Source organism: Nocardia sp. NPDC003979 (assembly GCF_053605015.1).
The window spans coordinates 758,298-776,240 of sequence record NZ_JBSGIJ010000001.1 but is presented as its reverse complement, the minus strand read 5'-3'; the positions used below and the strand labels follow the sequence as shown (position 1 = coordinate 776,240).

The 17,943-nt window shown below is 69.4% G+C and carries 18 protein-coding genes; 6 read left to right on the top strand and 12 right to left on the bottom strand.

The window, feature by feature from the left end:
• The first annotated feature begins 36 nt into the window (after window positions 1–36).
• Entirely contained in the window at window positions 37–1,197 is a 1,161-nt protein-coding gene (locus ACWEVR_RS03460; protein ID WP_452465652.1) for an NADH:flavin oxidoreductase, read from the top strand.
• A 100-nt stretch (window positions 1,198–1,297) separates the two neighbouring features.
• A complete protein-coding gene (locus ACWEVR_RS03455; RefSeq protein WP_452465651.1) occupies window positions 1,298–1,939 on the top strand; it encodes a maleylpyruvate isomerase family mycothiol-dependent enzyme in 642 nt (213 codons plus the stop codon).
• 213 nt (window positions 1,940–2,152) lie between these two features.
• On the opposite strand, the gene ACWEVR_RS03450 is transcribed toward ACWEVR_RS03455, so the two are convergent.
• From ACWEVR_RS03450 to ACWEVR_RS03435, 4 genes are all read right to left on the bottom strand, one after another.
• Entirely contained in the window at window positions 2,153–2,491 is a 339-nt protein-coding gene (locus ACWEVR_RS03450) for a hypothetical protein (protein WP_452465650.1), read from the bottom strand.
• Window positions 2,492–2,704: 213 nt separating this feature from the next.
• Entirely contained in the window at window positions 2,705–4,357 is a 1,653-nt protein-coding gene (locus ACWEVR_RS03445) for a class I adenylate-forming enzyme family protein (protein WP_452465649.1), read from the bottom strand.
• Window positions 4,354–5,523: a serine hydrolase domain-containing protein gene (locus ACWEVR_RS03440; RefSeq protein ID WP_452465648.1), complete on the bottom strand. Its 1,170-nt coding sequence runs from the start codon at window positions 5,521–5,523 to the stop codon at window positions 4,354–4,356. The genes ACWEVR_RS03445 and ACWEVR_RS03440 overlap by 4 nt, the downstream gene beginning before the upstream one ends.
• The gene (locus ACWEVR_RS03435; protein ID WP_452465647.1) at window positions 5,520–6,890 is read right to left on the bottom strand and encodes a flavin-containing monooxygenase; all 1,371 of its coding nucleotides are present in this window, start codon (window positions 6,888–6,890) and stop codon (window positions 5,520–5,522) included. Before ACWEVR_RS03435 ends, ACWEVR_RS03440 begins: the two co-directional genes overlap by 4 nt.
• Window positions 6,891–6,996: 106 nt before the next feature.
• Between ACWEVR_RS03435 and ACWEVR_RS03430 the strand changes: the two genes are divergently transcribed.
• Complete coding sequence (locus ACWEVR_RS03430; protein ID WP_452465646.1) at window positions 6,997–7,614, top strand: TetR/AcrR family transcriptional regulator; 618 nt, start codon at window positions 6,997–6,999, stop codon at window positions 7,612–7,614.
• A 2-nt stretch (window positions 7,615–7,616) separates the two neighbouring features.
• On the opposite strand, the gene ACWEVR_RS03425 is transcribed toward ACWEVR_RS03430, so the two are convergent.
• From ACWEVR_RS03425 to ACWEVR_RS03415, 3 genes are all read right to left on the bottom strand, one after another.
• Entirely contained in the window at window positions 7,617–10,175 is a 2,559-nt protein-coding gene (locus ACWEVR_RS03425) for a LuxR C-terminal-related transcriptional regulator (protein WP_452465645.1), read from the bottom strand.
• A gap of 155 nt (window positions 10,176–10,330) precedes the next feature.
• Window positions 10,331–10,546: a hypothetical protein gene (locus tag ACWEVR_RS03420; RefSeq protein WP_067491732.1), complete on the bottom strand. Its 216-nt coding sequence runs from the start codon at window positions 10,544–10,546 to the stop codon at window positions 10,331–10,333.
• Window positions 10,547–10,614: 68 nt separating this feature from the next.
• Entirely contained in the window at window positions 10,615–10,947 is a 333-nt protein-coding gene (locus tag ACWEVR_RS03415; protein WP_181699580.1) for a TfoX/Sxy family protein, read from the bottom strand.
• 139 nt (window positions 10,948–11,086) lie between these two features.
• Here ACWEVR_RS03415 and ACWEVR_RS03410 point away from each other — a divergent pair, with 139 nt between their 5' ends.
• Window positions 11,087–11,515, top strand: coding sequence for an Ig-like domain-containing protein (locus tag ACWEVR_RS03410; protein WP_452465644.1), 429 nt, complete (start codon window positions 11,087–11,089; stop codon window positions 11,513–11,515).
• Between the two features lie 56 nt (window positions 11,516–11,571).
• Here ACWEVR_RS03410 and ACWEVR_RS03405 read toward each other — a convergent pair whose 3' ends face one another.
• Both ACWEVR_RS03405 and ACWEVR_RS03400 read right to left on the bottom strand, forming a co-directional pair.
• On the bottom strand, window positions 11,572–12,537 hold the full coding sequence (locus ACWEVR_RS03405) for an alpha/beta hydrolase (protein WP_452465643.1): 966 nt from the start codon (window positions 12,535–12,537) through the stop codon (window positions 11,572–11,574).
• A gap of 78 nt (window positions 12,538–12,615) precedes the next feature.
• Window positions 12,616–13,548: an NAD-dependent epimerase gene (locus tag ACWEVR_RS03400; RefSeq protein ID WP_452465642.1), complete on the bottom strand. Its 933-nt coding sequence runs from the start codon at window positions 13,546–13,548 to the stop codon at window positions 12,616–12,618.
• 97 nt (window positions 13,549–13,645) lie between these two features.
• On the opposite strand from ACWEVR_RS03400, the gene ACWEVR_RS03395 reads away from it, so the two are divergent.
• The gene (locus tag ACWEVR_RS03395) at window positions 13,646–14,593 is read left to right on the top strand and encodes a GlxA family transcriptional regulator (RefSeq protein WP_452465641.1); all 948 of its coding nucleotides are present in this window, start codon (window positions 13,646–13,648) and stop codon (window positions 14,591–14,593) included.
• Between the two features lie 60 nt (window positions 14,594–14,653).
• On the opposite strand, the gene ACWEVR_RS03390 is transcribed toward ACWEVR_RS03395, so the two are convergent.
• From ACWEVR_RS03390 to ACWEVR_RS03380, 3 genes are all read right to left on the bottom strand, one after another.
• Window positions 14,654–15,235 carry a TetR/AcrR family transcriptional regulator gene (locus tag ACWEVR_RS03390; RefSeq protein WP_452465640.1) on the bottom strand — a complete coding sequence of 194 codons (582 nt, stop codon included), beginning with the start codon at window positions 15,233–15,235 and terminating at the stop codon, window positions 14,654–14,656.
• Between the two features lie 25 nt (window positions 15,236–15,260).
• Complete coding sequence (locus ACWEVR_RS03385; protein WP_452465639.1) at window positions 15,261–16,070, bottom strand: hypothetical protein; 810 nt, start codon at window positions 16,068–16,070, stop codon at window positions 15,261–15,263.
• Window positions 16,071–16,167: 97 nt separating this feature from the next.
• Window positions 16,168–16,893, bottom strand: coding sequence for an SDR family oxidoreductase (locus tag ACWEVR_RS03380; RefSeq protein ID WP_452465638.1), 726 nt, complete (start codon window positions 16,891–16,893; stop codon window positions 16,168–16,170).
• A gap of 87 nt (window positions 16,894–16,980) precedes the next feature.
• Here ACWEVR_RS03380 and ACWEVR_RS03375 point away from each other — a divergent pair, with 87 nt between their 5' ends.
• Window positions 16,981–17,868, top strand: coding sequence for a LysR family transcriptional regulator (locus ACWEVR_RS03375; protein ID WP_452465637.1), 888 nt, complete (start codon window positions 16,981–16,983; stop codon window positions 17,866–17,868).
• Window positions 17,869–17,943: the final 75 nt, after the last annotated feature.

Here is a 17,943-nt window from a genome sequence, read left to right as displayed (position 1 = left end):
TTGCGGTTCGTAATTGAAACGTGTTTCACTTCAGGAATGAGCGATGTCCTCGCGCCCGCCCGGCTCGGTCCCCTCACCCTGCGAAACCGCGTGCTCAAGGCCGCCACGTTCGAAGGGCGTACCCCCGATGCGCTGGTCACCGACGAGCTGATCGAGTTCCATCGGGAGGTCGCGGCCGGTGGGGTCGGGATGACGACGGTCGCCTACTGCGCGGTCGCGCCGGGTGGGCGGACGGATCGGCATCAGATCTGGATGCGGCCGGAGGCGGTGCCGGGGTTGCGGCGGCTCACCGATGCCGTGCACGGCGAGGGCGCGGCGGTGAGTGCGCAGCTCGGGCACGCGGGGCCGGTGGCGAACGCGCGGTCGAATCGGGCGCCCGCGCTGGCGCCGAGCCGGATGTTCAATCCGCTCGGGATGCGGTTCACCAAGGTGCCCGACGCACTCGGTATCGCCGAAGTCGTCGAGGCACATGCGCGGGCGGCGCGGTTGGCTCGGGAGTCCGGTTTCGATGCCGTTGAGGTACATCTGGGTCACAACTACCTGGCCAGTGCGTTTCTGAGTCCGCTGCTGAATCGGCGTCGCGACGATTACGGCGGGTCGCTGGTGAACCGGGCGCGGGTGGCGCGGGAACTGGTGCGTGCGGTGCGCGACGCGGTGGGCGACAGCATGGCCGTCACCGCCAAGCTCACGATGGAAGACGGTGTGCGCGGCGGCTTTTCGATCGAGGAGTCGCTGCGGGTGGCGCGCTGGTTGCAGGACGACGGCGCGGTCGATGCCATCGAACTCACCGCGGGTAGTTCGCTGCTCAATCCGATGGCCATCTTCCGTGGCGATGCACCACGCCGGAACTTCGCGCGCGCCTTGCCGATTCCCGTGCGCTGGGGTTTCCAGCTCGTCGGCGGCAAGTTCCTGCGCGAATATCCTTACCGGCCGGGCTATCTGCTCGACAAGGCGCGCCGCTTCCGCGCGGAGTTGTCGCTGCCGCTGATCCTGCTCGGCGGCATCACCGACCTGGCCGGCGCCGAACAGGCCCGCGCCGAGGGTTTCGAATTCGTCGCCATGGGCCGTGCGCTGCTGCGCGAACCCGACCTGGTCCGCCGCTGGCAGTCCGACCGGGCGACACCGTCGCTGTGCACGCATTGCAACGAGTGTGTGCCGACCATCTACTCGACAACGCGCTGCGTGCTGCGAACCTGAACGCGCACCGATCACTTCGCGGCGTTCGCGTCGTCACTACTGTGGGACGCCGGCGCGGCACCACGGCTCCCGGCGATCCATGGTGCCCCGGAGGTTTCTCGTGCCCGATACCCGTGTCGCACTGTGGACGATGACGCATGCCGAACGTGCCGTCCTGGCGGACGACCTGGCCCACCTCGACGACGACCAGTGGCACCTGCCCTCGCTGTGCGGCGACTGGACCGTCGAAGACGTGGTCGCGCACCTCACCGCGGGCGCGAGCACCGGTCGGCTGCGCTGGCTGGGCAGCGTGCTCGCCGCACGCTTCGACTTCGACAAGCACAACGAGCGCCGCAAAGCCGACCACCTGGGCACGACCCCGGCCGAGACTCTCGAACGCTTCCGGGCGATCGTCGACTCCACCACCGCGCCGTCCGGCGACACCGCCGCCTGGCTCGGTGAAGTCGTGGTCCACGGCCAGGACATCCGCCGCCCCCTCGGGCTCACCACCACGCCGTCGATCGAGGCGACCACCGCTGTCGCCGAGTTCTTCGCCGACCGCGACTTCACCGTCCCCAGCCGTACCCTCACCGAGGGTCTGCGGTTGGAGGCAACCGATGGGCCGTTCACTCACGGCGACGGACCACTCGTCACCGGAACAACTCTCGCCTTGACCATGGCGATGGCGGGCCGACCCGCCTACTGCGACGACCTCTCCGGGCCGGGCGCCCCAACCCTGTGCAAACGCCTCACCGGCAACTGAGCGCTGCGCCACCCCAACCCGTGCGGGCGGCCCCCTACGGTCACCGTCCCTTCCGCCCTGGCAACCCGACCCGCGAAGCGCCCCGCCGGCAACTGAGCGCTGCACCACCCCAACCCGTGCGGACAGCCCTCTACCGTCCGGCCCCTCGCAAGCGCCGCACTGGTATGACCGCCGCGGCCGAGGCGACCCTGTCCGGCGCGTGTGCCTCCACCGTCAGGAACCGAGGGTTTTGCGGACAGTGTCGAACCAGGATTGGGTGGCGGTGAGGCCTGCTTCGATGTCCTTGCGGCCGCCGTGGAAGCCGAAGAGTTCGGCGGCGTAGCGACTCAGGACTGTGCCTTCGGACTCCTCGAGTTCGGCGAGGACGTCGGCGTCGCCGAGGAGGTAGGCGACGGCCGAGACCTGGCCCGCGGTCCACTCCGTGCGGTGGGGCGACCAGCCGTCGGCGCGGACCGCGCGGGCCTTGGCCGCCAGGTCGTCGCGCAGAGCGTCGCGGTCGCCATCGGTCGGCTTGCGGGGTTTGCCCCAGCTGATCCGTCTCGCGTCAGACATATCGGCCCTCTCGCTGCTGCAGGTGCGCGTCTACTCGACCGCCTGATTCCGATCAGCGTCGCAGATCGACACAGTGCCGTAGCGCGCCGGGCGGTCACGGATGCGAATCGGCAGGGGGGTGCGCCTATTCCCCGGCATGGAAGGCGCTACCCGTTCGGTGCCGACGAGCGGATCGAGCTCGCCCGTACCGAAGACGTAGCGGCCTCCGTTCTTCTACACCGCGAGATCGCGTCGGGTGACCTTGCCGGTCGCGTTGCGCGGCAGCGGGTCGGACGTGATGCGCCAGCGCGCGGGAACTTTGAAGTAGGCCAGACGGGCGGCGAGGTAGTCGCGCAGTTCGTTCTCGTCGACGGCGCCGGGCTCTGCGACGACCACCGCGGCGACCTCTTGGCCCAGGTCGGGGTGCGCGACGCCGAAGACAGCGCAGTCGGTGACCGCCGGATGTTCGACGAGGACATTCTCGATCTCGGTCGGGTAGACGTTCTCCCCACCGCGCAGGATCAGGTCGGTCCGCCTGCCCGACACGGTGAGCCTGCCGTCGGTCATCGTCCCGAAATCACCTGAGCGCAACCACCTTCCGTCGTCGAGAACCTCTGCCGTCGCGGACTCGTTATTCCAGTAGCCGAGCATCACGTACTGGCTGCGGATGAAGATCTCGCCTTCGGTCCCGTCGGGCAGCACCGCGCCGTCGGGGTCACGGATCTCCACCGACACCCCGATGATCGGCCTGCCGACCGACCCCGCGTCGGCCAGCAGATCCAGCGGTGTCGCCACGGTCGCGGCGGTGCCGCTCTCGGTGAGCCCGTAACTGGTGGTCAGCGACAGCGGAACTCCGGCGAGGTGTTCGCGCAGCCGCTCGAGCAGGGCGGGCGCCGAGGGCGCGGAATTCAGCGACAGTGCCGCCAGCGTCGACAGGTCGTAGCCCGACACGTCGTGGTCGAGCAGACGGGTCGCCATGGTCGGCACCGCCGCCCAGTTGGTGACCCGTTCCCGCTGGACCAGGGTCAGCACCCGGTCCACGTCGAAGGCGCCGTGCGGGAACACCGCCGCCGCACCGGTGGCCAGGCGCGGGATCACCAGATTGTGCAGGCTGGCGATGTGGAACAGTGGCGCGGTGACCAGGTACCGACGCTCGCTCGGCCCGTCACCGACCGACTGACCGGTGAACGCCGCCTGCATGGCATCGGTGAAACGGTGATATTCGGTGATCGCCAACAGGTTTCGCTGGGTATGCACCACGCCTTTGGCGCGCCCGCTCGTCCCACTGGTGTACAGGATGACGGCCGGGTCGTCCTCTGCCACCGCGGTTTCCGGCATCGCGGCACCCCGGTACTCCCCGATGAGGGCGGGCAGGTCTTCCTCGAAGGTCAACACCGGCAGCTCACTGCCCGTTTCGGCCAGCCGCGCAGATCTTTTCGCGTCGGCGACCACCACCTTCGGGGTGGTGTGGCCGAGTGCGTAGGCGATTTCCGGCGGCGCCCACCAGGCGTTGTAGCCCACCGGGATGGCGCCGAGACATTGCGCCGCCCAGAAGGTGACCACCCAGTCGGGACCGTTGGCGGCCAGGATCGCGACCCGGTCGCCCTTGCCGACGCCGTGGCGTTCGGCCAGCGCGGTCGCCAGCGCACCGACCGCCGCCGCGTGCTCGGCGAAGCCGATCCGGCGGTCCTCGGTGACGAGATAGTCGCGATCGCCCCAGGTCAGCGAGTGCTCGAGCAGCTCGCGCAGACTGCGCCGCCGACGCGCGAACACCGGCATCGGCGCACCGAGCACCTCCTCGACCGTCATCTCGAAGGGCGCGCCGGGTGCGGTGAGTCCGGCCGCCACCTGCGCGACGAACACCTGGGGGTCAACGGCTTCGGTCATGAGGTCCTCCCTCGAGAACGGTCGGTTCCGGCGACCGCGTCGAAGACCGCCTTCAGATAGTTGTCGCAGCGATCCGAACCGATCACGCCCGGCGCCATCCGATTCATGGTGTAGGCGAAGGTGATTCGGCGATCCAGGTCGTTGACCACCATGGCGCCGCCGTAGCCCGCCCACCAGCAGACCCGGCCGTCGGGAATGTGTGGGTAGGTCTCGGGGCGCGGCAGACCGTACCCGATGCCGAACCGCAGCGGGGCGAGCAGCGCCAGGTCGAGGCCGTCTGCCTGCTCGCGGAAGATCGACTCGATCGTGGCAGGCGAGAGGAACCGCCTGCCACCGAGCTCACCACCGCACGAAACCAGGGACTGCACGCGAGCGACCGACCGCGCGTTGCCGTGCCCGTTGACGGCCCCGAGCTCGGCGCAACGCCAAGCGGGAGTGGCTGTTTCGGCGATGTCGAGCAGCGGACTCGTGAGCGTTTTGACGAGAATGCTGTCGGGGTCGAGCGCGGACATGTCGAATTCGCGGTGCGGCGGTGCCACGAGCGTGGCGATCCGGTCGGCGTGCTCGGGTCCGGTGCCGATGTGGAAATCCGCGCCGAGTGGTCCCGCCAGCTCGGCGGCGAAGAACTCACCGAGGGTGCGACCGGTGATGCGCCGCACCAATTCCCCGACCAGATGCCCGTAATTGAGGGCGTGATAGCCCGAGGCCGTGCCGGGCTCCCACCACGGTGGCTGAGCGGCGAGCCGGGCGGCGGCGGCTTCGGTGTCGTAGATGTCGGCGAGCGCGATGGGCCGTTCCCAGCCCGAGACGCCCGAGGTGTGCGACAGCACGTGCCGCACCTCGACGCGGTCCTTGCCCTCGGCGGCGAATTCGGGCCAGTACCTGGCAACGGGTGCGTCGAGGTCGAGGTCGCCGCGATCCACGAGCAGCAGGGCGCACAGGGCGGTCATCGTCTTGGTCACCGAGAAGACGTTCACCAGGGTGTCGGCCTGCCAGGCCACGGTGCGATCGGGGTCGGCGTGACCGCCCCACAGGTCGAGGACCGGATCGCCGTCGAGGGTCACGCACAGCGACGCGCCGAGCTCGGCGCCCGTGGCGAGCTGCTCGTCGAATACCGCTCGCACCTGTGCGAAGTCGTCCCGGCAGAAGCCCGCTGCGCGCGTCATCGGCTGGCCTCGGCCTGGGCGCGGGCGGGTACCGGCAATGTATTGCCCGCGGCCGCGGCACGTTTGGCCCCGCGCTCGAGCTCCTTGGTCAAGCCGCGGACGTACGGCTCGAATTCGACCTGGATGGTGTGGCGCGGCGAATCGTAGTACCGCCCGGCGCGGGCATCGAGCCGCTCGTCGACCTCGGCGTCCATCTCGGCCCGCGAGGGCAGGTGATAGTGGCCGGTGAGGTAGGCGGCGACCAGCTTGGTCTGCTGTTCGGCGAAGTTGACCAGCGTCGGAGTCGGTTGGGCCAGGCCGAGATAGAACAGATTGTCCACCGAGGGCCGCATCATCATCTGGAACAGCGGGAACCGGTTGTCGCTGTCCGGCACCAGCGACGGATCGGTGAAGAACGGGAAGCTGATGTGATAGCCGGTGGCGCACAGCACCACGTCGACCTGTTCGCTCGAGCCGTCGGCGAAATGGACGGTGTCACCGTCGAACCGGGTGATGGCGGGCTTGCATTCCACATCCCCGCAGCCGGCGCGGTGCAGGAATTCCTCACTCGCCGACGGGTGCGCCTCGAACGGTTCGTGATCCGGTGCGGGCAGACCGTAGTTCTGCATCAGACCGCGATTCTTGCGCACGAAGCGCTGCTTGAGTTTCAGCGCGACCTTCGGCGGCATCCACTTGGGCATCGACCGGCGGTCACCCACCTGACCGCGCACGTATTTCGGCAGCACCCACACCCCGCGCCGAGCCGACACGAACAGCCGTTCGGCCAGGAAACGCTGGGACAGTTCGGAGGCGATATCGAGCCCGGAATTGCCCATGCCGACCACCACGATGCGCTTGCCACGCATGTCGATGGGATCGAAGGGGTCGTTGTAGGCGTGGCTGTGCATGAGCACACCGTCGAAATCACCGGGGTAATCCGGCATCCGGGGATCCCAGTGGTGGCCGTTGCAGACGATCAGCGCGTCGAAGACCTCGGTGTCACCGTCCGCCGTCACCAGCCAGCGGCCGTCGTCGGTCCGCTCGGCCGCGGTGACCAGCGCGTCGAACCTGATCCGGTCGCGCAGGCCGAAATGGTCGACGTAGTCCTTGAAGTACTGGTGCAGTTGCGAATGGTGCGGAAAGTCCGGCCAATCCGCGGGCGCGGGAAAGTCCTCGAACTGCAAGCGGTACTTGGACGTATCGATGTGCAGGCTCTGATAGCAGGCCGACATGCCGTTGGGATTGCGGTAATACCAATTGCCGCCGACCTCGTCGGACGCCTCGTAACAGACGAACGGAATGCCGTACTCGGCAAGGCGTTTGGCCGCCGTGATACCCGACGGGCCCGCGCCGATGACGCAAACCCTCGGCAGCTCCGGTGTATTCATGCACGACTCCTCATCGACTCACGCTCGCCGACGTGACCCGCACCACACGATAGCGGTTCGCTGGACACAGCGTCCAGTGAATGAGCATGCCGTCTACGATGGCCTCATGTCGCCGGAACCCACCGCCCAGCGAGGCTCGCTGCGCGAGGAACACAAGCGCCTGACCACGGCACGCATCGTCGACACCGCGCGCACACTGTTCGAGACCCACGGCTACTCCTCGGTCCGGGTCGACGACATCGCCGCCGCGGCGGGCTGCAGCCGGGCCACCTTCTACCTTCACTTCACCGGTAAACCCGAGGTGCTGCGCGCCATCGCCAACCAGGGCACACTCACCAGCGTCCGGATGGTCTACGCCGACCTCGACCGCGTGCTCACCACCGGATCACGCGCGGCGTTCGCGGACTGGATGGCCCGCGCGATCGACTGGTTCTTCGTGAACAAGGACATGCTGCCCGCCTGGGACGAAGCCACCGCCGTGGAGCCGGAATTCCGCAGGCTGGCCCGCGAGGGCATCATGACGCTGGCCGACAGCATGCCGGACTATCTCGCCCGCTGGCCCGAGGACCGGCGCGAGGAAGCCCGGTTACGGATCGAACTGCTCGTCGCCCAGCTCGAGCGGTTCTTCACCCGCTGGGCAATGCAGGGCACCATCGACGTGACCGCCGAACAGGCCGCCGAAGTCCTCACCGACGTCTGGTTCCCCGCGCTGCGCGCCCCGTGAACTCAGAGCAGGCCGACGCACCGCGCCTGCGCGATGGCCGCACCGCGCGCGTTCACACCGAGCTTCTGATAGATCCCGCGCAGGTGCGTCTTCACCGTGTTCACCGAGACCCCCAGGTCGGCGGCGATGCTGGTGGCGGTCAACCCCGACGGAAGACGGCGCAGCACAACGAGTTCGGTGTCGGTGAGCCGTGGTGCGTCGGCCATGGCGCCACGGTGGGCGCGCACGTGGTCGACGAAGGCGTCGTAGCGACCGAAGTGCGAACCCAGCCGGTCGAGCAGTTCGGCGGCACCCGGCACGTCGAGGAACGGGCGGATCAGGTGTTCGCCACTCGCGTGGGCAAGGGCCTGCTCGAAAGCGTCCTCGACCTTGCGCGGACGATCGAGCTGGTCGGCGGCGACCGCGATGAGCAGCCACGCGGCCACGGCCTGACCGTCGGTGACCTCGCCGACCAGCGGTGTCAGCAGCGGCAGGACGGCGGCCGGGCGCTGGGTGTGCAGGGCAAGGGCGGCTTCGGCCAGCTGGGTGTCGACGGTCTTGCCGAGTACCCGGGTCGCGTGGTCGACGAGGGCGCGCGCCTCGACCTTGGCATGCACCCGCAGCAGGAGCCACAGCACCTCGGTGACGAGGTTTCCGGCACCGAGCAGCGCCGGGGCGTCGTCGAGCAGGTGGTGCAGGCGCCGGCTCAGCGCGGTGGCCGCGGCGGCACGGTCGATGGTGTCGTCGAAGGTGAGGACGCCGATGACGATGCGGGCCTGGCGCAGCAGGGCGGGGGTGGTCGTGTCGTCGGCCGACAGGTCGGGCAGCGGCTTGCCGTAGGCGCAACCCTGCCGGTGCGCGCCGTAGGCGGCGGTCACGCGGGCCATCGCGGCCTCCGACGATCCGGTGAGCCCGTAGCGATCAGCGCACTCGAGTGCCTGGGCGGCCAGCACCCGCAGCTCACCGACCCGGCCAGTGATGCCCGATGCCGCCGCGACCGCCGTACGTGCCCGTACCGCGACGCGACCGAGCCCCGCCTCCTCGGCGTAGACCACCGCATGCCGCAAAGCCACTGTGCCGCTGACGATCCGGCCGCCGAACACTTCGGCCGCGCCGCAGTGCAGCGCCACATAGCAGTCGAGATCGGTGTGCCCGGTGACGGGCGGCAACGGCCACCGCATGGAGGCCGAATCACCGGCCAGCACGGCCACCCCCGCGCTCACCGCGTGATCGAGCGCGGCGATCCACTCGGCCGGAACCAGTGCCGACCCCGGCCACGAACCCACATGGGCCGCCTCCAAATATACTTCCGCCGCGGCGATCTCACCGTCTTCCACCGCGACGGCGGCGCGCAACAACCCGACGAACGTGTCGTCCGACAGGCCGGGTACCTGATCGAGGGCGTGCAAGAGCAGGTGCCCCTTGCCGTCGAGCACCATCCGTACGCCCCACTCCCACAGGAACGACGCCAGCCCCGGCGCACCCGGTTCGGCGAGCACATGGTCCAGAGCGCATCCGGGCAGTGCGGCGCCGGTGAACCACTCGGCGAGGTGCCGGTGCAACCCGGGCAGGCGTTCGGCCCTGGTGTGCGCGGCCTCGGCCAGCAGGTAGGCCCGCAGCATCGGGTGGTAGGTGTACCAGAGCTGTCCGTCGGTGGCGACCATGTGCAACGGGAAGCTGGCACGCAGTAGTTCGTCGAGAATGCGCGACGCGGCCGGGCCGAGCAGTTCCTCGGCCATCGGCAGGCAGAACCGGGTGGGAACGGCTGTGGTGAGCAGGAATTCGACGGTGCGTGGGGGCAGCGTCTCGATGAGTTCGGCGACGAGGAAGTCGGCGACCGCGTGGGTCGGTGCGGCCAGCGCGGTGAGGGCGGTGCTCCGGTCGTCGGTGCCGAGCGAGATGGCGGCGATCCGGACCAGGGCGGCCCAGCCGCGGGTGAGCTCGTGCAGGGCGGCGAGGTCGGTGTCGTCGAGGTGGCAGTCGTGCTGGGCGAGCAGCTCGGCGACACGATCCGGTGGCATGGCCAGTTCGGTCGCGCCGAGGCGGGTGAGCCTGCCCGCCAGGTCGAGCACGTGCCAGCGCAGCGGCGGTTCGAAACGGCCACCGAGCAGCGCGGTGATCTTCGGCGGCAACCGGGTGAGCAGGTACTCCAGACCCGCGAGTTGCAGTGGGTCGGTGAGCAGGTGGACATCGTCGATGACGAGGACCGTCTCCTCGGTGTCGGCGAGCGCGGCGACGAGGTCGGCGGCGCGGTCGGCGGGCGTGCGCAGGACACCGTCGGGAACGGCCGCGGCCGTCGGGTCGAGCGCCCGGGCCACGGCGGCGAGCAGATCGGCGCCGGGGCTGGTGCACACCGTCAGCCAGGCCAGCCGTGGCGCGGGCCGGGCGGTGTTCACCCAGTCGACCATGGCCACGGTCTTGCCGCTGCCTGCCGGTCCGCACACCAGCACGACGTGCCCCGGCGCGGTGCGCGCACTGTCGAAAGCCGCGGTCGCCGCGTCACAGCGGACGGGGGCGAAGGACAGTTCGGGAACGCGGTCCTCGGTCCCACGGCCGGCCACAGCTATCGCGGAGCGTGCCATCACGAGCCTCCTGAACTCGAGTTCTCACCTGCCCCCGACATCGTGTGCGAGTTCGACGGTAGGCCACACGGGCGCCACGAGTTTGCTGGTGACGACATCTCGACGTGCTCGTTACCAGATCGACGCAGGCTCTTTGCGTGGCCCGCCCCGCCGCCTCAGTCGGGCAGGCGTGACATCTCGAGCAGCGTGAGGCCGAGGGTGTCGATGCGCGCCAGAATTCCCCGCACAGCGGTGCTGTCGGCGACCGTGCCGAACAGCGTCGTTGTCCCGGCCGCGGCATGATCGCTGGGAATGAGCTCCGGAAACGCCGCGAGCACACGATCGGACAGTTCGCCCTCGAGGACGAATTGATAGCGCAGCGGCCCGGACATGGTGTCAGTCTCGCAGTTCGCGCCCGGCTCACACCTCACCCGAGGCGGGTGAAATCGGCGGTGGCCGATTATTTGCTGGGCAGGGCCTCGGCGAAGGCGACGCCGCGAGTCACCCAGTCCCGCAGCGACGCATCGTCATCGACCGCCTCGGCGGTGACGCGTAACCAGCCGCTGAGCTCGCGGCCACCCATCACCATCGGCGACACCGCGGATCCGTCGAGCAGCGCGTCGCCCTCGGCCGGGTCCACGCGCACCAGCAACCCACCCTGTCCACTGGCGGCGACGGCCATGTTGCCGCCGATCAGGAACGCGAGCCCACCGAACATCTTCTTCTCGGCGAGATCGGCCCGAGGGTAGACGATCTCCCGGATCCGCTCGGCGAGTTCCTCGTCGTATGCCATGGGCCGAGTATGCGCCGGGGCACCGACAGATTCACTCCGCTTTCGCCAAAATTTAAAACACCACTTTTTCTGTTTTCGGGACCACGGCCGAACCGACTGGCTAATCTCGCGCTCACCACAGCTCGACACAGGAGACACCATGCAGATCAACCAGGCACGACGCACCGGCTTCGGCCTCACCGCGTTCACCGCGATCGCGGCGGCGGCCGTGCTGACGGCACCGCAGGCCTCGGCGCTCGTCCAGAGCATCGCGGTGAGCGGCACCACCCACTACGTGGGCACCCCCTACACCGTGACGGCCGACGTCACCGCCACGTCGTTCCTGTTCAAGGTGACCTTCACCGACAACGGCACGCAGATCGGTGAGCCGGTCGCGGTCAGGGACGGCAAGGCGACCATCAGCTGGACACCGACCACGCCCGGCGCCCACGAGATCAAGGCGGTGCAGGAACTCATCAGCTCCAAGACCGTCACCGTGCAGGTCTCCGAGAAGCCGACCACCCCGCCCGACGGTGGCAGCACCGGCTCCGCCGATCTGGGCGGACTGCTCACCGGTTCGGCGAGCTAGCCGGCGCACACGACGACGGCCGCCACGTGCTGCGTGGCGGCCGTCGTCGTGCGTGTTCAGATGCCGAGGGCGGCGGCGAACATCGGCCAGGAGTCGTGCACGTCGTCCTGCCAGTACGGCCAGGCGTGCGTGCCCGCGGCCCGGAAGCGGACGTCGGCGGGGATACCGAGCTGACCGAGGCGTCCGGCGAGCGGTCCCGAGCAGCTGCCGACGACGGCTTCCATGGTGCCGCCGACCAGGACCCGGTCGAGCAGCACACCGACATTGCCCGCGATGCTCGGATCGTTGAGCGCCTCGTGCGGGCCGGGGGCGCCGTTGCCTGAGGACAGGTACACCGAGGTGCCACGCAACCGATCCGCGTGCAGCACCGGATCGTTGGCCACCCACGCCGGGTCGCCGGGTCCGCCCCACATGTTGTCGGCGTTGGCGCCGAAGGTGGCGAGCTGGGAACGGACGAGGGTCTGGGCCAGCGGATTCGCGGTCTGCGTGCACCCACTGAAGGCGCCGACCGCGCGGTAGCGGCCCGGGGCGGCGATGGCCAGGTTCAGCGCCGAGGTGGCCGACATCGACAGTCCCGCGACGCCGTTGGCGCCGGTCATGCCGAACCGGTCGTCGAGCAGCGGGGGCAATTCGCTGGTGAGGAAGGTGGTCCACTTGTTGCGGCCGAGAACCGGATCGTCACGTTGCCAGTCGGTGTACATGCTGGCCCGGCCGCCGATCGGGACGATCACATTCACCGGCTTGTCGGCGAAGAAGTCGACCACATCGGTGCGCCGCATCCAGGGCCCGCCGCTCTCCCCGCCGTCGACGGCATTGAGCAGGTACAGCGCGGGCGCGCCCGGACCGGGATGCGACATCCACAGGGTGATCGGCCGGTTCATCGCCGCCGAATGGACGACGACCTCGAACTGCCTGCCGCCGAGCGGCCGGACCTCGAGGATCGATGAATTCGCCGATGCCGCAGGTGAGACGACCACACCGCAGCCGAGCAGGACGAGCAGACAGCACAACAGCCGACGCATGCGCACGAGTGTGCCGCATCGATCGATAGATACCGCGCATTGACGGCGAAGGTGTCCGTGTCGTCCTGTATGGGTGGGCTAGGGCGTTTCGGCCGGCACCCTGGCGGCCCGGACGACGTCGGCGAGGACATCGTCGACATCCGACGCGGTGACGCCGAAGGTCGTGCGCAGAGCCGTGTCGGCGACCAGGAATTCGCGGCGCGACATGTGCGCGGTCTCCAGCAGTTCCGGCCAGAACGGGTCGTCGCGGCCGAGTTCGAGGATCTCGTCGTCGGTCATCTCGGTGAGCACGGGAGCCGGTGCGTCCGCGAGTTCCGCGAGCCGGGTCGCGAGTGCGCGGATGCTCGTCGTGATCACCGGGGCGTGCCAGGCGCGACCCCAGGCACGGTCGTCACGCGCCACGGCGACCAGCGCCCGTGCGGCGTCGCCGATCGCGGTGAACGCGTGCGCGAGATCGAGTCCCTGCGGCACGCTCGCGGGTCCACCCGCCAGTACCGCGGGCTGCACGAGCAGGGAGAACAGGGAGGCGGCGCCGACTCCGACGAACTGACCCGCGCGCACCTCGGTGACGCGGACCCGGCCCGCCCGGTGGGCGTCGAGCGCTTCGATCCACACCTTGGCGCGGACCCGGCCCTTGGCACCGGCGGCCGTGAGCGGTGCGGTTTCGTCCACCACGCCGTCGACGGGGCCGTAGCCGTAGTGGTTGCCGAGCAGCACCAGGTCGGCCCCGACGGCTTCGGCCGCCGTCCTGATCGAATCGAACAGGGGCGGAAGGGTTTCCGGCCAGGTGTGATAGGCGGGCATGGCGCAGTTGAAGACGGTCCGGGCGCCACGTGCGAGTTCGGTCAGGGCGGCGGTGTCGGTGGCGTCGAGCGCGATCAGCTCCACGTTCGGGTGGGCGGGGCCGAGCCCGCCCCGGCTCACCATGCGCACCCGCTCCCCCGCTTCGGCGAGCAGCAGTGCGGTGGCTGTCGCGACGCCGCCTCGACCGACGATCACATTCATGGACACGGTATTTCCTTTCCCAGCAAGATGTTTCGCCCAACGATGCCGTGCGGGGCCGGGCTACACTAGTGGCCGGAATGCCAGCTATCCCAAGGATCGGGCCATGAAGACAATCGCGGTGGTCGCCGTCGCGCCGGTGAAGGCATTCGACCTGTCCATGCCGGAGACCCTGATGGGTTCGGTACTCGTCGACGGCGAACCCGGGTACCGGGTGGTGGTGTGTACGGCCGAGCCGGGTGTCCTGCCTTCCACCCCGGGCGGTTTCGATGTGGTCGTCCGGCACGGGCTCGAGGTGCTCGACGAGGCCGACACCGTGATCGTGCCGAGCACCGGCAGTCGCACCGGTGCCGATCCGGTCACCCTCGCCGCGCTGCGAGCGGCCGTCGCGCGGGGTGTGCACGTCACCTCGATCTGCAGTGGCGCCTTCGTTCTCGCGCAGGCGGGCTTGCTCGAGGGACGCGTCGCGACGACGCACTGGGGGCTGGCCGACGAACTGGCCACGGCTCATCCGCTGGTCTCGGTGCGGACCGATGCCCTGTTCATCGAGGACGGGCCGGTCACCACGGCGGCGGGAGCGGCGGCCGGAATCGACCTGTGCCTGCACCTGATCCGCACCGACTACGGCGCCACCGTCGCCAACGCGGCCGCGCGCGCCGCGGTGGTGACGCCGGTACGACCGGGCGGCCAAGCCCAATTCGTCGACACCGCACTGCCTCCCGACGAGGACCTCTCCCTGTCGGCGACTCGCGCCTGGGCCATGCAGCGGCTCGACACTCCCCTGTCGCTGCGCGATCTCGCCGCACACGCCAGGACCAGTGTGCGCACGCTGACCAGACGGTTCCACGAGGAAACCGGGCTCAGCCCACAGAAGTGGTTGCTGCATCAGCGCATTCATCGTGCGCGCGAACTGCTCGAATCGACGACGCTGTCGGTCGAGTCGGTGGCCAGGCACAGCGGAATGGGGACGGCGGAGTCGTTGCGCCAGCACATGATTCGCCAGCTCGGTGTGCCGCCGAGCACCTACCGCGCCAATTTCGCCACGGCTCGCTGAGGCATCCGGACTCACGGCGAGGCCGACCGCGAACCGGCTGCGCCGGGTCGAAGCGGTGTGTCAGCTGAGGAGCGCGGTGACGATCCGGTTCGCGTCGCGCAGGCGGGAGGCGGCGTTCGGGGTGCGTTCGAGGACCCAGACGCCCTGGAGGAAGACGAGCAGGAAGCGGGCCAGGGCGCGGGGGTCGCTGTCGGGAGCGAGTTCGGCCTGGGCGCGGGCTCGGGTGAGGGCGCCGGTCAGCGCGGTTTCGGTCCGGGCCCAACTGGATTCGACCGCCCGGGCGACCTCCTGGTCGCGGGCGGCCAGTTCCACCGCCGACGTGGTGACCAGGCAGCCGAGAAAGCGGTCCTCGCTGCACGACTCGCGCACGAACTGGTCGATCAGCGCGCGCACGGCGGGCAGCGCCGGGCCGGGCACGGACAGCTGCGTGGTGACCCGTTCGTCGACGACCTCCAGGTGCCGCTGCAGTGCCCGCATGAACAGGTCGTGCTTGTTGCCGAAGGTGGCGTAGATGGAACCCCTGGCTATGCCGAGATACTCGGTGAGATCGGCCATCGAGGTCGACTCGTACCCGCGCTCCCAGAACAGATCCAGTGCGCGGCCCAGTACCACATCGGGGTCGAATTCCTTGGTGCGCGCCACTGTTCGAGCCTAACAGCGCCGCTGGTCAGCGGGGTCCCGCGAGCGGGTACTGCGGGTAGGCCGGGCGGGCGGGTGCGAAGAAGGGCGCCGACTTCGGGTTCCAGAGCAGCACCACGGCTCCGAGCCCGATGGCGAAACCGGCGAGGGTGAACGCCAGCGCTCCCGGGGTGACGCCCAGGTCCGCAACCACCCCGAGGACCGCGTAGAGCGTCGAGAGGACGTTGAAGCCGAAGAATATGGTCGAGGTGATCCGCGCCCAGTTCTTCCCGGCCCGGCACGCGAACGCCATCCAGATCCACAGCCCCACCGTGATCAGTGCCCCGACCACCGTCGCACCGACCGTCGCATACACGAGGACATCGAGGCTCGAGCCGCGGAACATTCCATCGGAGGAGTCGAGAAGGGTCGTGCGAACGGTGTCGATATCGGTGAGCGAATACGCCCCGCCGAGAAACGCCACCGCCGCCCCGACCAGCATCACGATGAACGCCATCCGGATGTTCTCCGGGACCACCCGCGGCTCGGTCTCCGCCGGCTCGGGCACATACGCGGGATACGGCGCAGGCGGAAACACCGGCCCACCCGGCTGCCCGCCGACATAAGGCTGTCCTGGAGAAGCGCCGGGCGGGAACTGCGCACCGATCACCTGCCCGGACACAGGCTGACCTGGAGCGGGCATCGGAGTCTGCGGCTGACCCGGCACATACGGCTGCTGACCCGGCGCGAAGGGAGCGGTGGCCGGGGCAGGCGGCTGCGGGACGGCCACTTCGTCGGCGGGGTACGACGTCAGTTCGTTCGGCTCCTGCGCGTACTGCTTGTCGTCCGAACCGGACATGGACGGGTACCCCCTTCGATGGAAAATCACACCACCCTATCGCGACCGGCACCCCACTGCCGTCTTCGAAGCGGTGCCCCGTCGCACCTGCGCACAGCTACCAGGCGACGGTTCCCTGGTCGTCGAAGAAGCCGCCTCGGGGACCGTCGTCGGGGAGGGTGGCCAGGCGCAGGGCGATCGCGGCGCCCTGTTCGGGCGTGCGTTCTCCGGCGAATCCGGTGAAGTCGGTGGCGACGTAGCCGGGGCAGGCCAGGTTCACGATGATGTTCGTGTCGGCGAATCGGCGAGCGTACTGGGCCGTGACGCTGTTGAGCATCGACTTGGAAGGTGCGTAGGCGGCCATGACCGGCCCGGTCTGCAGGGTCAGCGAACCCATATTGCTCGACATGTTGACGATCCGGGGCGCGGTGGCACGACGGAGCAGCGGGAGCATCGCGTTCGTCACCCGAATCACCCCGAGCACGTTCGTTTCCAGGACCGTGCGCAGTACATCGAGGTCGAGGGTGGTGGGGTCCTGCGCGCCGTCCTCGAACCGGCCTGCGATGCCGGCGTTGTTGACGAGCACGTCGAGGCGCCCGGCTTGTTCCTCGATGCTCGCGGCCGCGGCGGTGACACTCTCGTCGGAGGTGACATCGAGGGCGACGCCGAATGCGTCTGTGCCGCCCGCACGCAACCGCGCCACGGCCTCCCCGCGTCGGGCCTCGTCGCGTGCTCCCACCGCGACCGTGAAGCCGAGTGATCCGAGACCTTCGGCGATGGCGAAGCCGATGCCCTTGTTCGCGCCGGTGACCAGCGCTGTCCTGGTGTTGTTCACGCATTCCATGCTCGGCGCGCGATATCCGTCGCGTCCAATATTGATCGGGTACCGCGAGATACCCGGCGGGTATCACGGGGTGGATACAGTGGGCGCGTGGACGACCTGGAGACCCGTGAGCTGCGGTACTTCGTGGCGGTGGCCGAGGAGCTGCACTTCGGGCGTGCTGCCCAGCGGCTCGGGATCGCGCAGCCGCCGCTCTCGCGGGCGATCCGGCAGCTGGAACGTCGGCTCGGCGTCCAGCTTCTCGACCGGGACCGGCGGGGTGTGGCGTTGACCGGGGCGGGCGATGTGCTGCTGCACGAAGCGCGCCTCGCCCTCGACGCGGTCGCGTCCGCCGCTCGACGGACCCGGCGGGCGGCGGATCGGCAACGACCCCTTGTGCTGGTGACGAAAGCCGGTGCGTCGCACGAGCTGCTGCAACGGCTTCTCGCCGCGTCGGCGGCCCGCACCGATACGGCACCGGTGGAAGTTCTCCTGTGCGAGGTCGGTGAGCAGGCACGATTCCTGCGCAACGGGCGCGCGGACGTGGCCCTGATGCACCGGCCGGTCGATGACCTCGCCGGGTTCGACACCGAAGACATCTGCACCGAGGGCCAGGTCGCCCTCCTCCCGGCGGGACATCCGCTCGCCGCACGTCCACAGCTCACCCTCGCGGACGTGACCGATGTGCCCGGCCTCCCCATCGCGCGATGGCCCCGGCTCGACGGCTCCTACCCCGACGGTCCCGGACCCGAAGTGCGCACCCAGTCACAACTCGCGCAGCTCGTGGCGCTCGGCAAGACCCTGCTCGTCATCCCGGCCTCTAGCCGCGCCTGGCAGTGGCCCGACCATGTCGCGGTACCCGTCGTCGACGCCCCGGAGATCACCACCGTCCTCGCCTGGCCTGCCGACAACCGTGCACCGGCCCTCGCCGCACTGGCCCGAGCCGCGGCCGAGGTTCGCACCATGCCACCAGCTGCGACCCAGACAGCGGCACGGTAACGGACGACCGTCGGTACGGAACCCCGAGCGGACGACCGCCGGTACGGAACGCCTAGCGGACTACTGCAGGTGCGA